The organism is Pseudomonas sp. IT-P12 (assembly GCF_949767465.1).
GTDB lineage: Bacteria > Pseudomonadota > Gammaproteobacteria > Pseudomonadales > Pseudomonadaceae > Aquipseudomonas.
This window is the reverse complement of record NZ_CATKPY010000023.1, coordinates 479,172-492,833: the sequence shown is the minus strand read 5'-3', so window position 1 is coordinate 492,833 and position 13,662 is coordinate 479,172. Positions and strand designations below refer to the sequence as shown.

The following is a 13,662-nucleotide window of genomic DNA, read 5'->3' as shown; positions in this document are numbered from 1 at the left end:
GCGCCGCTCTGACATACACTGCGCGGCCGTTTTTTAACCGGAACCTGAAAGTCATGAAAAACGCATCTCCAGCCCGTGCCTGTGGTATCGACTTCGGCACGTCCAACTCCACCGTCGGCTGGCTGCGCCCCGGCATGGAAACGCTGATCGCGCTGGAGGACGACAAGATCACCCTGCCGTCGGTGGTGTTCTTCAACATGGAAGAGCGCCGCCCGGTGTACGGCCGACTGGCACTTCACGAGTACCTGGAAGGCTACGAAGGCCGTCTGATGCGCTCGCTCAAGAGCCTTCTGGGTTCCAAGCTGATCAAGCACGACACCAGCGTGCTGGGCACGGCGATGCCCTTCAAGGACCTGCTCGGGCTGTTCATCGGCCAGTTGAAGAAGCGCGCCGAGACGACCGCCGGTCGCGAATTCGATGAGGTGGTACTCGGGCGTCCGGTGTTTTTTGTCGATGACGATGAAATGGCCGACCAGGAAGCGGAAAACACCCTGGTGGACGTCGCCCGTGCCATCGGTTTCAAGGACGTGTCCTTCCAGTACGAACCGATTGCGGCGGCGTTCGACTACGAGTCGACCATCGAGAACGAAGAGCTGGTGCTGATCGTCGACATCGGCGGCGGTACATCGGACTTCTCCCTGGTGCGCCTGTCGCCGGAGCGCCGTGGCCACGACAACCGCCAGGACGACATCCTCGCCACCGGTGGCGTGCACATCGGCGGGACCGACTTCGACAAGCAACTGAGCCTGCAAGGCCTGATGCCGCTGTTCGGCTACGGCAGCCGCATGAAGAGCGGTGCCTACATGCCCACCAGCCACCACATGAACCTGGCGACCTGGCACACCATCAACTCGGTGTACTCGCAGAAGTCGCAGCTGGCGCTGGGCAGCATGCGCTACGACATCGAGGACACGGGCGGCATCGACCGGCTGTTCAAGCTGATCGAGCAACGCGCCGGGCACTGGCTGGCGATGGAAGTGGAAGAAACCAAGATCCACCTGACCCACGCCGACAGCCGCCACGTACCGCTGGACCGCATCGAGCCGGGCCTGAGCGTGGAACTGAGCCGCGCGCTGTTCGAGTCGGCCATCGACAACCTGCTGGAGCGTGTGCGCAACAGCGCGACCCAACTGCTGACCGACGCCAACGTCCGGGTCGATCAAGTGGACACGGTGTTCTTCACCGGCGGTTCGAGCGGGATTCCGGCGCTGCGCAACAGTGTGTCGGCCATGTTGCCGAATGCACGGCATGTGGAAGGGAACATCTTTGGCAGCATCGGCAGCGGTCTGGCGATTGAGGCGGCGAAGCGTTACGGTCCGATGGAGTGATTTGAGGCCGAGTCGCGCCTGTCGCGAGCAGGCTCGCCCCCACTGGGAAATGCATTCCATTGTGGGAGCGGGCTTGCTCCGGGCGGCGTTCCGACGAAGGCGTCAGACCCGGCAATAAAACGGCCGGATCAAACCATTCCCACCTGCTTCAACTCGCTCTTCAGGTACGCATAGTAAATCGGCCCTGCCACCACCCCCGGCAGGCCGAAGGCGGCCTCGAACACCAGCATCGCCAGCAGCAACTCCCACGACTTGGCACTGATCTGTCCGCCGACGATGCGCGCGTTGAGGAAGTACTCGAGCTTGTGGATGACAATCAGGTAACCCAGCGCCGCCACCGCGACCCAGATCGACAGGGACAGGCCGACGATGGTGATCAAAGTGTTGGACATCAGGTTGCCGATCACCGGCAACAGGCCTAGCAGGAAAGTCAGGACGATCAGGGTTTTGGTCAGGGGCAGCTTGATGCCGAACATCGGCAGCACCACCGCCAGGAAAATCCCGGTGAAGAAGGTGTTGAGCAGGGAAATCTTGATCTGCGCGAACACGATGTTGCGAAACGCCTGGACCAGCAGGTGCAGGCGATCGAACAGCGCGGCGGCCAACGGTTTGCGCTTGGTCAGGTCGGGGATGCGCTGCAAGGCGATGATCGCCCCCAGCACCATGCCGATCAGCAGCGTCACGAACATGTGCGCGGCGTCCTTGCCAACCAGTTGCAGGTCGCTGAGGTGCTTGCTCAGCCATTCGCCGATCGCCACGCGAAATTCCGCGGCACTGGCCGGCAGGTAGGCATCGACGAACGGCGGCAACTGCCCGCGCGCGCGGTCGACCACGTGCATGAATTTATCGAGGGACGCGCCAGGGTTTTCCGCCTCGTGCAGCAGGAAGCTGATGGCGCCGGCAAAGATCAGCGCCAGCACACTCACCACCAGGGTTCCCAGCAACGCCACGGCCAGCCAGCGCGCGCGCCGGCCTTCGATCAGGCGCTGCAATTGCGGGGTCAGCATGTTGACCAGCTCGAACACCAACAGCCCGGCCAGCAGGCTGGGCAGCAAGCGCAACGGGATCACCAGGAGCAACCCACCGAAGATGATGACCCAACTGATGACCAGCAGGACTTGGCGTTGAGAAAACGTTGGCATACAGCCTCAAACGAACGGCGTAAAAGGATTGGCAGTCTGCCAGCGTTCGGGTGTCAGCACTAGGGATTGTCCCGGGGGCGAGGTGAAATTCAGACGGCCCTGCCGGCCCCATCGGCGGGCGGCGTTCCGAGGATGGGGCCGGACGGCCGGCAAAAAATCCCGGACCCGGTTATTTCTTCAGGCAGCTGCTCATGAACGCCTTGCGCTCATCGCCCTTGAGGGCCTTGGTCGCGGCATCGGCGTTACAGGTTTTCATTTTCTCCTGCTGCGGGGTCAGGGCCTTGGCGTCGTTGGCCGCCGGTGCAGCCTTGAGGCAGGTGCTCATGAAGGCTTTGCGCTCGTCGCCTTTGAGGCTCTTGGCGGTAGCGTCGGCATTGCAGGTGGTCATTTTGTTCTGCTGTGCCGTGGCGGCAAAGCCCTGGGAGCAGAGCAGCAGCCCGATCATCAACAAAGGGACACGCAACATCTTCATGGAGTTTTCTCCTTGTCGCCGCACCGAGGGGCACGGCCTCGTCCTGAAGTGTAGACAAGGCCTGTTACACATTCCTGCGACCCCGGCGCATGTCGGAGGCAAGGCCATGGGCGTGGGCATTGCCGCCAGACCGTGGATAATGGCCGTCCATTAACGTTCTGGTTGTCCTGATGCAATACGCTTACCCCCTGCTGGCCATTTTCATTTGGGCCGGCAACACCGTAATCACCAAAATGTCGGCCGGGGCGATCTTCCCCGCCGAGATCGGTTTCTACCGCTGGCTGCTGGCCGGGATGCTGTTCACGCCTTTCATGCTCAAACCGGTCATTGCCCATTGGTCGGCGATTGCTCCGAACCTGGGCAAGGTATTCATCCTCGGTGTGCTGGGGATGGCGATTTATCAAAGCCTGGCGTATTTCGCCGCGAGCATGACCACGGCCACCAACATGGGGATCATTCTGTCGCTGATGCCGTTGATGTCGCTGGCCATGGCCATTGCCTGCCTGGGCCAGCGCCTGACGGCAGGTGCGCTGGCCGGCGCGGTGCTGTCGCTCATCGGCGTGTTGGTGGTGGTGTCGTCCGGCAGCCTCGCGGTATTGATGGAACACGGGGTGAACCTCGGCGATGGGCTGATGCTGATCGCCACGCTGGCCTACGCGCTCTACAGCACACTGCTGAAAAAATGGCAGCTGCGCCTGCCGCCACTGGTGTTGTTGTACCTGCAAGTGCTGGTGGCGGTGGTGGTGCTGTTCCCGCTGTTCGCCGCGTCGCCGAAGATCGGCCCGACGCCACAGAACATTCCACTGGTGCTGTATGCCTGCCTGCTGGCTTCGATGGTTGCGCCACTGGCGTGGATGCAGGCGGTGGTGCGCCTGGGCCCGAGCCGGACCACGCTGTTTTTCAACCTGCTGCCACTGATGACCGCGCTGATCGCCGCCGTGGTGTTGCGTGAACAGTTGGCGATGTATCACCTGGTGGGAGGGGCTTTGACGCTGGGCGGAGTGATTGTTTCGGAGCGGTGGACGACGGTGTTGGGGCGCAAGGCCTAGAGCGAACTCACTGACGCTTTCGCGAGCAGGCTCGCTCCCACAATGGTCCTGTATAAGCCGATCCAATGTGGGAGCGAGCCTGCTCGCGATTGGGAGCGACGCGGTCTACAAGCCAGCCGCCTTGAGCCGGGCCGCATGCTCGACAAACAGGCGAATCGGCTCGGCCCCCTTGCCCACCAGCCCCAGCGACTGGTTGACGATGTCGAAATGATCCAGCGGATATGCATCGCCAATCACCGTGCCCAGGTGCGAGCTGTAACGCCCGACCATGCCGTCGCACTGCCCGGCTTCGCGCACGAAGGTGGTGGCAAACAGTCGGCAGCTGCGGTTCGTGCCGTCGAACAGGTTGCGTCCGCGGTCGGTCTTGCCCGGCTGCAGGGTGCCTGACCACGAGTAGTAGCGCACGCCGTTGACCTCTTCCGGCCCGTGTCCGCCCCAAGTGTCGGGCAGCCCCTGTGGATAACGCTGGTTGAACAGCGCCACGCCCGCCGTGGTCAGGGACTCGTGGGACGCGTGGATGTCCACCGGCAACTTCGGGCCGCGATAGCCGGTGTCGAGCAATCCCATGACCGCACCGATCAGGCGCAGGAAGAAAGCCAGCAGCCGGCCTTTGGCGCTGTCCGCCGGATAATGGGTGTGCAGGTAGTCCGCCAGCTCCGAGCCATGGTTGGGCCCGGCCACCGAGGTCACGGAGGCCACGCGATCCGGGCGCTTCGCCGCCGCGTACCGGGCGGTCAACGAGCCCTGGCTATGGCCGATCAGGTTGACCTTGTCGGCGCCGGTCTCCCGCAGTATCTCGTCGATTCGCGTCAGCAATTGTTCACCGCGCACCTCGGTGGAGTTGAGGGGCGATACCTGCACCGCGATCACCGTCGCCCCACCCTGGCGCAACGCCTCCACAATTCCGTACCAGTAGGGATAGAGCACCAGCCGGATAAACCCGAGCATCCCCGGGACCAGGACCAACGGATAACGCGTGGCCGAACCTTGCGACATGAGTGGACATCCTTGTGAGCGGTGAGGTGACACCCGGTTGGATGCAAGACATCCGCCAAGCATCGCCAGGAAAAGTGACAACTCGACGAGCAGTCTATGACATGCCGCGATTCCAGCTCGGCCCGTCACGCTTTTCAATGGGCAAATTGCATCAAACTTTTCGCCACCCACGGGACTCACAGCCTAAGTAGCGATCACTTCCACAGAGGGTGACGCCCCATTGGATTAGCCTCCAGGAGAACGAAATGAGTGACATGCATTTGTCTGATGTAACGACGCTTCGCGCCCGAGCCCGGCAGAACGTCGAGAATGGCGCGGTGACCGAAAGCTACAGCGCCGACCGCGAGCAAGTGCTGCGCTTGCTCAACGAATCGCTGGCCACGGAGCTGGTCTGCGTGCTGCGCTACAAGCGCCACTATTTCATGGCCAACGGACTGAAGGCCCATGTCGCCGCCGACGAATTCCTCGAGCACGCCAACCAGGAGGCCGCGCACGCCGACCGGCTGGCCGAACGCATCGTGCAACTGGGCGGCGAGCCCGAATTCAACCCTGACCTGCTGTCGAAAAACTCCCACGCGCAGTACGTGGCCGGCAATTCACTCAAGGAAATGGTCTACGAAGACCTGGTTGCCGAGCGCATCGCCATCGACAGCTACCGCGAGATCATTCAGTACATAGGCGAAAAGGACCCGACGACCCGGCGGATCTTCGAAGACATCCTGGCTCAGGAGGAAGAGCATGCGGATGATATGGCGGACATCCTGAACGATTTGTAACACCTGACCGGCCCTGCCGCGAGCAGGCCCCTCCCACAGACATAGGAGCGGGCTTGCTCGGGGCTGCATTCCGACGGAAGGACCCTTGCAGTCACCCCGTCACTTTGTGGGCTTGACCGTCACCGGCGCCTTCCCCGCCTTCATCTGTTGCAACAACGGCGCACACTGATTGGGCTCCCCGCCACTGGGCGCCACCAGCGCCAGCAGCCCCGCCGCCGGCGCGGCGATCACGCCCAACGCCACCATCCCCGCACCGCGCAGCATCAGCGGCACCGCCTTCACGCCGGCGTCGGGCTTGATGAACTTGCCCCGCACATACAATGGCGAGCGCAGCGAAATCAGGCGCCAGCCTTTGGATTCCGGGGTCACGGTCAGGTCCAGTTGCTCGGTCGTCATGTTCGCCGTGCCATCGATGTAGATGATCGCGTTCTCGGTGTCGAAGACGAACAACCGTGTACTCGCCAGGCCGCTCTTGATGTCGAAGTCGGCGGCCGCGCAGTTGATCTTCACTTCCTTGTCGCCAAAGATCTTGCCGACCACGTAGTTGCCGACATTGAGCCCGGCCAGTTCCATCAGTTCGCGACTGATGGCGCCGTCGTTGATCAGCATTTTCAGATTGCCATTGGCCGTACCGAGCAAGGTCGCCACCGAGTTGCCGCGACCGCTGATGTCGGCATCGCCGTTGAGTTCGCCGAAACTGGTCTTCATCGGTTCGAAGGTCGGGAACAGTTGCTTGAGCTTGAAGCCGCGGGCGGTGAGTCTGGCGTTGCCTTCCAGCGGCTCGGTGCGCCCGTTGAGGCGAATCTGCGCGTCCAGCTTGCCGCCGGCGACGCCGAAGCGCAGCGGCTCGAGGCTGAGCGCGCCGTCGGTCAGCACCAGGTGGGTGTAAAGGTCGTTGAACGGCAGTTTTTCGCTGTGGACGATGCGCTTGCCGGTGAATTCGACATCCGCGTCCATATCGCGCCAGCGCTCGGTCTTGAACTCCTCGACCGGCAACACCTTGTCCGCCGGTTGTTTGCTTTCACCGCCACGGACCTTTTGCTTGGCGTTGGAGTCGGCGCCGATCAGCGGCGCCAGGTCGGCAAACAGCAGTTGGTTGGAGACCAGCGAACCGCTGAGTTTCGGTCGGGGCTGGCTGGCGACATAAGCCAGGTCGCCATGAATGTCGCTCGCGCCGATCTTGCCGTTGAACCCTTCATAGCGGAACACTGCGCCGCCCGCTTCGTGCAGCTTGGCGATCAGATGACCGTCGGTGGCGTAGGGCGGGGTGTCCGGCAGGGTCACGCCGGTCAGCGGGTAGAGGTTGCCGAGGCTGGTGCCGGCCAGTTTCAGGCGCAAGTCCAGGGCACCGAGGTTGAGCGGATCGGTCAGCGTACCGGCGAGCTCGACACGGGTTTCGGCAATCGCCACCTGGGCCTGGAGCGGGAAAGGTCGGGTGGCATCCTGCAAGGCCAAAAGACCGCCGATCTTGCCCTCGCCGGCGAGTTTCTGGCCGTGATACTGGCCCTTGACCTTGAGGGCAAACGCATAGTCCTGAGGCGCGCTGCCCTTGTCCTGCGCGGTCTTCGCCGCTTTGTCGCCGACGATCTCGCTGAACGGGATCGGCTTGCCCAAGGGATCGATCAGCAGGTCGAGCTGGGTTTTCAGGGTCTGGTCATCAAGGGTGACATGGCCCTTGTCGAACCCGATAGAACCAATGTCCACCACCCAGCTTGAAGGTTCGGCATTCGGATCCTTGGGGTCGAACTGGAACGTCCAGTTCGCCCGCCCATCGGCCAGACGCTGCAGCTGTGCGTTGGGTTCGGTGAGGTCAATGCGCGGGATCGTCACCCGTTGCGCGAGCAGGGCCAGCGGCGAGAGGCGCAGCTCAACGCGTTTGAGCGTGGCCATTTGCGGTTGTTTCGACCAGTCCGGGTTGCCCAGGCTCAGGTCTTCGGCCACCACGTGCGGCCATGGTACCCATGCCCGCCAGCCGCCTTCGTCAGGCTCACGCCGCCAGATCACCGCGAGGTTGCCATTGATGGCAAACGGTCGGTGCAGTTCTTCGGAGACTTTGCTGTTGAGGGTCGGTTTGATCCGGTTCCAATCGAAGAACGCGATGATCAGCACCAGTATCGCCAGCACAACCACCAGGCTGGCAAAGGTCCAGGCGAGGATTTTCGGGGTGCGCGTCATTGCACAAAGCTCCTGAATACGACTGAGCGCCCTGACTGCGACGCACGTGTGAAACGTTAGGCCAGATTGGCCTGCCATGAAGTGTACGACTGGAAAACCGCCCGCAGGTTTAACCGAAATGCGGCTTAACGTTCAAATAATCGGCCCGACTCACCCTGCGCTCGTCACCCGGTGTTACCGCCCCCGCACTTTTGTGCGGCACATGTGAGTTGAAAATACCCACATCGGTGCGAAAACGCCGGCCGGAAAGGCCCGGTTTAGAGCCTTCGCGGTGAACAATCAATTCCGTTGATTATTACCATTGCGTTTATGAACTTTTATATCGACTTATCGAGAGTAGCATTGCCCTCGTACCCAATTTATTGCCTTGCCACGGAGCACCCCGATCATGAAACGCCAATTACTGCTTAGCCTTACCCTCTCAATGCTGGCCAGCACCGCTTTCGCCCTGCCAGCCGCCGAACAGGCCACCCCACAAGTCAAAGCCAGCCAATCGGCGTTCGGCCAGACCGTGGCGGCTGATGGTTCCGACCGCACCCCACAAGGCCAGACCCTGGCTGAAGGTGGCAACGATCGCCTGAAAGAAAAAGGCCTGATCACTCAAGACGGTTCGGATCGCACTCCACAGGGCCAGACCCTGGCTGCTGACGGTTCCGACCGCACCCCACAAGGCCAGACCTTGGCTGCTGACGGTTCCGACCGCACTCCACAAGGTCAGACCCTGGCTGCTGACGGTTCCGACCGCACCCCACAAGGTCAGACCCTGGCTGCTGACGGTTCCGATCGCACCCCACAAGGTCAGACCCTGGCTGCTGACGGTTTCGATCGCACTCCACAAGGCCAGACCCTGGCTGCTGACGGTTCCGACCGCACTCCACAAGGTCAAATCCTTGCCGAAGGTGGTGGTGACCGTGTGATCGAACGCAACAGCCGCTTGAGTTAAGGCCATGTCCGCCCTGAAAAAAAGCCCAATCCCCGGATTGGGCTTTTGATTTTCCAGAATCCCCCTTCCCCGCCTGATCGTTCGACGCCGGCAAAGCCGATTTGCTAGAGTGCTTCGCTGTCCTGTCCAGAAAACACCCCTTGCGATGCTGCCCCGCGCCGAACAGAAACAACAAACCCGCAACGCCCTGATGGACGCCGCCCGTCATTTGATGGAGTGCGGCCGTGGATTCGGCAGCCTGAGCCTGCGTGAAGTGGCGAAGACCGCCGGGATTGTCCCCACCGGTTTCTATCGACACTTCGCCGACATGGATGAACTGGGCCTGGTCCTGGTCAGTGAAGTCGGCCAGACCTTTCGCGAAACCATTCGCCTGGTGCGCCACAACGAATTCGTGATGGGCGGCATCATCGACGCCTCGGTGCGGATCTTTCTCGACGTGGTGTCGGCCAACCGTTCGCAGTTCCTGTTTCTCGCCCGCGAGCAGTACGGCGGTTCGCTGCCGGTGCGCCAGGCCATCGGCCGGCTGCGCGAAGACATCAGCTCCGACCTGACGGCCGACCTGGCGCTGATGCCCAAGTTGCAGCACCTGGACATCGCCGGCCTGCACGTCATGGCAGACCTGATCGTCAAAAGCGTGTTTGCCACCCTGCCCGACATCATCGACCCGCCGGTCGAGGCGCTGCCCGAGCACCTCACGCCCCAGGCCAAGATGACCCAGCAACTGCGCTTTATCTTCATTGGCCTCAAGCACTGGCAAGGGCTGGGCAGCACCGAATAAACCTGCTGCGCTGCCCTTTGGAGATCGGAGAACGATCATTGGAAGACCTCAACTCCCTCTACTACTTCACCCAAGTGGTCGAGCACGGTGGCTTCGCCCCGGCCGGCCGGGCGCTGGACATGCCCAAATCCAAGCTCAGCCGGCGCATCGCCGACCTCGAGGAGCGCCTGGGTGTACGCCTGTTGCACCGCACCAGCCGCCACTGCTCGCTGACCGAGGTTGGCCAGGCCTATTACCAGCGTTGCCTGGCCATGCGCGTGGAAGCCGAGGGTGCCGCCGAGATCATCGAGCGCAACCGCAGCGAACCCCGCGGCCTGGTGCGCATCAGTTGCCCGACCACCCTGCTGAACTTCTGGGTCGGGCCGATGCTGTCGCGCTTCATGCTCAAGTACCCCCAGGTGGAACTGTTCATCGAGAGCACCAACCGTCGCGTCGACCTGTTGCATGAAGGCATCGACGTCGCCCTGCGCGTGCGCTTTCCGCCCCTGGAAAACACCGACATGGTGATGAAGGTGCTGGGCAACAGCACCCAGTGCCTGGTCGGCCACCCCAGGTACCTCGAACAACTGCCGCCGGGCTTCGATCCGCAGGTGCTCAGCCAACTGCCGAGCGTGCACTGGGGCAGTGTCCAGCGCGAATACCAATGGGAGCTGATTCAGGGCGAGGACATGAACCACAGCATTGTCATCCCCCACACGCCGCGCATGGTCACCGACGACCTGTTTGCCCTGCGCCACTTCGTGGTGGCCGGCGTGGGGATCGCCCACCTGCCACGGGTGGCAGTACGCGAAGACCTGGCTGAAGGCCGACTGGTAGAGCTGTTGCCGGGCTGGCATCCGCGTTGCGGCATTGTTCATGCGATCTTCCCGTCGCGGCGCGGACTGCTGCCGTCGGTGCGCTCGCTGATCGACCACCTGGCCGAGGAGTTCAGCGTCAGCGACATGGCGTGAAACCGGGCCCGGCCGCCCTCGGCGCGGCGTCCGGGTCCGATCCAGCACATTCGTACAATCCCTGTCCCAGACGCTCCTCTACAGTGCCGGATCATCTACCCCGGAGCGCCCATGACTGCCTTGATACGTGGGCCATCCCGCGCCCTGCTCGCCACTGTCGCGATCATGACTCCAGCCCTGAGCCACGCCGATGACGAGGCGGGCTGGTCGCTGCTCAGCCGCAACTACTTTCTGCACAGCGATTTCCGTTCGCCTTCGGCCAGCGGTCAGAATTACCGCCAGGAATGGGCCCAGGGCTTCATCGGCGACATCCGCTCCGGTTTCACCGAAGGCACGCTAGGCTTGGGCGTCGATGCCCATGGCTTTGTGGGGCTCAAGCTCGACGGCGGTCGCGGCCACGCCGGCACCGGCCTGCTGCCGCGCGACAGCGACGGGCGCGCCGCGTCGGATTACTCCAGCGCCGGCGCGGCGCTGAAGTTGCGCATGGGTCACACCGTGCTGCGCTATGGCGAGATGACCGTCGAAACCCCGGTGTTCGACACCGCCGACAAACGCCTGCGTCCGGAATACGCCACCGGTTGGCTGCTGGAAAACACCGATTTGCCCGACTGGCGCCTGCAGGCGGGGCGTTTCACCGCCTTCAGCAACCAGGACAGCAGCTCGAGCGCCGAGGACTTCGACGGCTACGGCGCCAACACCGACGGTCACGCCATCAGCCTGGCAGGCGCCACCTACGCCCCCGACGGCCCGTTCGGCGGCGCACTGTTCGCCTCGCAGCTGCAGGACACCTGGCGCCAGGCCTATCTGAACCTGAACGCCAGGCAGGGTGACTGGCACCTGGACGGCAACCTCTATCAGACCCGCGACACCGGCAACGCCAGTGCCGGCGCCATCGACACCCTGGCCTACAGCGTGGCAGCCAAATACGCCTTCGGCGCCCAGGCCGTGACCCTGGCCTATCAGAAAATCGAGGGCGACACCCCGTTCGACTTCGTCGGCGGCGACTCCATCTACCTCGCCAACTCGATCAAGTACGCCGACTTCAACGGCCCGGGCGAACGCTCCTGGCAACTGCGCTACGACCTCGACATGGCCACGTTCAATGTCCCGGGCCTGAAGCTGATGGCGCGCTACGTCAGCGGCAGCGGTATCGATGGCACCCACGCCCCCCAGGGCGGCGCCTACAATCCATTCGACCCGGACGACGACCGCTACACACCCCAGCAAGGCAAGGGAGGCCGGCACTGGGAACGCGACGTCGACCTGAAGTACACCGTGCAGTCCGGCAGCGCCAAGGGTCTCAACCTGTCGCTGTCGCATGTCAGCCACCGCGCCAACAGCGCCCAGGCCGGCGACGACATCGACCGCCTCTACGTGATCATCGAATACCCCTTCAAAGGCACCTTCTGATATGAGCACTGCAACCTCAGGCGCCTGGAGCCCCTTGCGCAACACCACGTTCCGCATGCTGTGGATCGCCACCATCGCCTCCAACATCGGCACCTGGATGCATGAAGTGGGGGCCGGCTGGCTGATGACCACGCTGTCGGCCAGCCCGCTGCATGTGGCCCTGATCCAGGTCGCCGGCTCGCTGCCGATGTTCTTCCTCGCCCTGCCCGCCGGCGCGGCGGCGGACATCGTCGACAAGCGCCGCTACCTGTTGCTGGTGCAGTTGTGGATGTCGGCGGTCGCGCTGACCCTGGCCCTGCTGACCCTGTTCGGCATGATGAACGTCACGCTGCTGCTGGTTCTGACCCTGGCCCTGGGCATCGGCACCGCGCTGATGATGCCGGCCTGGAGTGCACTGACGCCGGAACTGGTCGGCAAGGACGAACTGTCCAACGCCGTGGCCATCTCCAGCGTCGGCATCAACGTATCGCGCGCGGTCGGCCCCGCGCTGGCCGGCGTGCTGGTGAGCCTGGTCGGGCCCTGGCTGACGTTCGCCCTCAACGCCGTGTCGTTCGCCGGGGTGATCGTGGTCCTGTTGCTGTGGAAGCGTCAGGTGCAGGAACCCTTGCTGCCGGCAGAGCGCTTTGTCGGCGCCATCCGCACCGGGCTGCGCTTCGCCCGCAGCTCGAAACCCTTGCAGGCGGTGCTGATCCGCGCCCTGGCCTTTTTCTTTTGCGCCAGCGCCGGCATGTCGCTGCTGCCGCTGATCGTGCGCGGAGAAATGCACGGCAGCGCCGCCGACTTCGGCCTGTTGCTGGCGGCGATCGGCATCGGCGCGGTCGGTGGCGCCACCTTGTTGCCGCGCCTGCGCGAGCGGATCAGCCGTGATCGCCTGGTGGCGGCGGCCAGCCTGGTGTATGCGTTGTTTCTGCTGGCCCTGGCGTTGACGCGTAACTTCTATGCCTTGTTGCCGGCGATGTTGCTCAGCGGGGCAGCCTGGATTGCCGTGCTGTCCAACCTGCAGGTTGCGGCGCAAACCTCGGTGCCGGCCTGGGTCAGGGCCCGAGCGCTGTCGGTGTACATCCTGGTGTTTTTCGGCGCCATGGCCGCGGGCAGCTTGCTCTGGGGCAGCCTGGCCAGCCACGCCTCGATCACCCTGAGCCTGTTGCTGGCCGCCGGTGGCCTGGCCCTCGGCACGCTGGTGACCATCAGGGTGGCATTGCCCAGCACCGAGGTCGAGGAGCTGACGCCGTCGCTACACTGGCCGACACCCTTGCTCAGCGAGGACCTGAATCGGGACGGCGGGCCAGTGATGGTCACGGTCGAGTACCACGTCGAACCGGCCAAGGTCGACGCGTTCCAGAAGGCCGCGCGGGAACTGGAGGCCATGCGCAAACGCAATGGCGCGCTGTCATGGGGGTTGATGCGCGACAGCGCCGAACCCGAATCATGGGTGGAGTTTTTCTTCGAGGAATCGTGGCTGGAGCATTTGCGCCATCACGGCCGGGTGACCCGTGGCGAGCTGAAGATCGAAGCGCGGGTGCGGCAGTTGCAGACCGACGGGGTGCCGATCCGGATTCGCCACTTGCTGGCGGGGGCGGAAGCTAAACCACAACAGCTGTAGTGGCTGTTGCGGCCTCATCGCGAGCAGGCTCGCTCCCACA

Annotated in this window: 12 protein-coding genes; 8 read left to right on the top strand and 4 right to left on the bottom strand. The window is 63.4% G+C overall.

Annotated features, from left to right (window positions below):
* Positions 1-53: 53 nt before the first annotated feature.
* A complete protein-coding gene (locus ACM6IM_RS20405) occupies positions 54-1,328 on the top strand; it encodes an Hsp70 family protein (protein ID WP_414866136.1) in 1,275 nt (424 codons plus the stop codon).
* Between the two features lie 128 nt (positions 1,329-1,456).
* On the opposite strand, the gene ACM6IM_RS20400 is transcribed toward ACM6IM_RS20405, so the two are convergent.
* Positions 1,457-2,470, bottom strand: coding sequence for an AI-2E family transporter (locus ACM6IM_RS20400; RefSeq protein WP_192307755.1), 1,014 nt, complete (start codon positions 2,468-2,470; stop codon positions 1,457-1,459).
* 169 nt (positions 2,471-2,639) lie between these two features.
* Positions 2,640-2,942, bottom strand: a complete 303-nt coding sequence (locus ACM6IM_RS20395; protein ID WP_192307754.1) for a PsiF family protein — start codon at positions 2,940-2,942, stop codon at positions 2,640-2,642.
* Between the two features lie 170 nt (positions 2,943-3,112).
* On the opposite strand from ACM6IM_RS20395, the gene ACM6IM_RS20390 reads away from it, so the two are divergent.
* Positions 3,113-3,991: a DMT family transporter gene (locus ACM6IM_RS20390; protein WP_414866135.1), complete on the top strand. Its 879-nt coding sequence runs from the start codon at positions 3,113-3,115 to the stop codon at positions 3,989-3,991.
* Between the two features lie 105 nt (positions 3,992-4,096).
* Here the strand turns inward: ACM6IM_RS20390 and ACM6IM_RS20385 are convergent, their stop codons facing one another.
* Entirely contained in the window at positions 4,097-4,987 is an 891-nt protein-coding gene (locus ACM6IM_RS20385; RefSeq protein ID WP_414866134.1) for an esterase/lipase family protein, read from the bottom strand.
* A gap of 245 nt (positions 4,988-5,232) precedes the next feature.
* On the opposite strand from ACM6IM_RS20385, the gene ACM6IM_RS20380 reads away from it, so the two are divergent.
* A complete protein-coding gene (locus ACM6IM_RS20380; RefSeq protein ID WP_192307751.1) occupies positions 5,233-5,763 on the top strand; it encodes a ferritin-like domain-containing protein in 531 nt (176 codons plus the stop codon).
* Between the two features lie 99 nt (positions 5,764-5,862).
* Here the strand turns inward: ACM6IM_RS20380 and ACM6IM_RS20375 are convergent, their stop codons facing one another.
* Positions 5,863-7,938, bottom strand: a complete 2,076-nt coding sequence (locus tag ACM6IM_RS20375) for an AsmA family protein (RefSeq protein ID WP_414866133.1) — start codon at positions 7,936-7,938, stop codon at positions 5,863-5,865.
* 388 nt (positions 7,939-8,326) lie between these two features.
* On the opposite strand from ACM6IM_RS20375, the gene ACM6IM_RS20370 reads away from it, so the two are divergent.
* The 5 genes from ACM6IM_RS20370 (at position 8,327) to ACM6IM_RS20350 (ending at position 13,622) form a co-directional block, all read left to right on the top strand.
* The gene (locus tag ACM6IM_RS20370; protein WP_414866132.1) at positions 8,327-8,881 is read left to right on the top strand and encodes a hypothetical protein; all 555 of its coding nucleotides are present in this window, start codon (positions 8,327-8,329) and stop codon (positions 8,879-8,881) included.
* A 145-nt stretch (positions 8,882-9,026) separates the two neighbouring features.
* The gene (locus ACM6IM_RS20365; protein ID WP_192307748.1) at positions 9,027-9,659 is read left to right on the top strand and encodes a TetR family transcriptional regulator; all 633 of its coding nucleotides are present in this window, start codon (positions 9,027-9,029) and stop codon (positions 9,657-9,659) included.
* Between the two features lie 38 nt (positions 9,660-9,697).
* A complete protein-coding gene (locus tag ACM6IM_RS20360) occupies positions 9,698-10,609 on the top strand; it encodes a LysR substrate-binding domain-containing protein (protein WP_192307747.1) in 912 nt (303 codons plus the stop codon).
* Positions 10,610-10,720: 111 nt separating this feature from the next.
* Positions 10,721-12,019 (top strand): OprD family porin, encoded by a 1,299-nt coding sequence (locus ACM6IM_RS20355; RefSeq protein ID WP_414866131.1) that lies wholly within the window; start codon positions 10,721-10,723, stop codon positions 12,017-12,019.
* Position 12,020: 1 nt separating this feature from the next.
* Entirely contained in the window at positions 12,021-13,622 is a 1,602-nt protein-coding gene (locus ACM6IM_RS20350) for an MFS transporter (protein WP_414866130.1), read from the top strand.
* The last annotated feature ends 40 nt before the right edge of the window (positions 13,623-13,662 follow it).

Bases quoted from the DNA above. Each gene is read 5' to 3' on its own strand.
- ACM6IM_RS20395 (WP_192307754.1), bottom strand. From the start codon at position 2,942: ATGAAGATGTTGCGTGTCCCTTTGTTGATGATCGGGCTGCTGCTCTGC.
- ACM6IM_RS20380 (WP_192307751.1), top strand. From the start codon at position 5,233: ATGAGTGACATGCATTTGTCTGATGTAACGACGCTTCGCGCCCGAGCC.
- ACM6IM_RS20400 (WP_192307755.1), bottom strand. From the start codon at position 2,470: ATGCCAACGTTTTCTCAACGCCAAGTCCTGCTGGTCATCAGTTGGGTC.
- ACM6IM_RS20385 (WP_414866134.1), bottom strand. From the start codon at position 4,987: ATGTCGCAAGGTTCGGCCACGCGTTATCCGTTGGTCCTGGTCCCGGGG.
- ACM6IM_RS20405 (WP_414866136.1), top strand. From the start codon at position 54: ATGAAAAACGCATCTCCAGCCCGTGCCTGTGGTATCGACTTCGGCACG.
- ACM6IM_RS20390 (WP_414866135.1), top strand. From the start codon at position 3,113: ATGCAATACGCTTACCCCCTGCTGGCCATTTTCATTTGGGCCGGCAAC.
- ACM6IM_RS20375 (WP_414866133.1), bottom strand. From the start codon at position 7,938: ATGACGCGCACCCCGAAAATCCTCGCCTGGACCTTTGCCAGCCTGGTG.
- ACM6IM_RS20355 (WP_414866131.1), top strand. From the start codon at position 10,721: ATGACTGCCTTGATACGTGGGCCATCCCGCGCCCTGCTCGCCACTGTC.
- ACM6IM_RS20365 (WP_192307748.1), top strand. From the start codon at position 9,027: ATGCTGCCCCGCGCCGAACAGAAACAACAAACCCGCAACGCCCTGATG.
- ACM6IM_RS20370 (WP_414866132.1), top strand. From the start codon at position 8,327: ATGAAACGCCAATTACTGCTTAGCCTTACCCTCTCAATGCTGGCCAGC.
- ACM6IM_RS20350 (WP_414866130.1), top strand. From the start codon at position 12,021: ATGAGCACTGCAACCTCAGGCGCCTGGAGCCCCTTGCGCAACACCACG.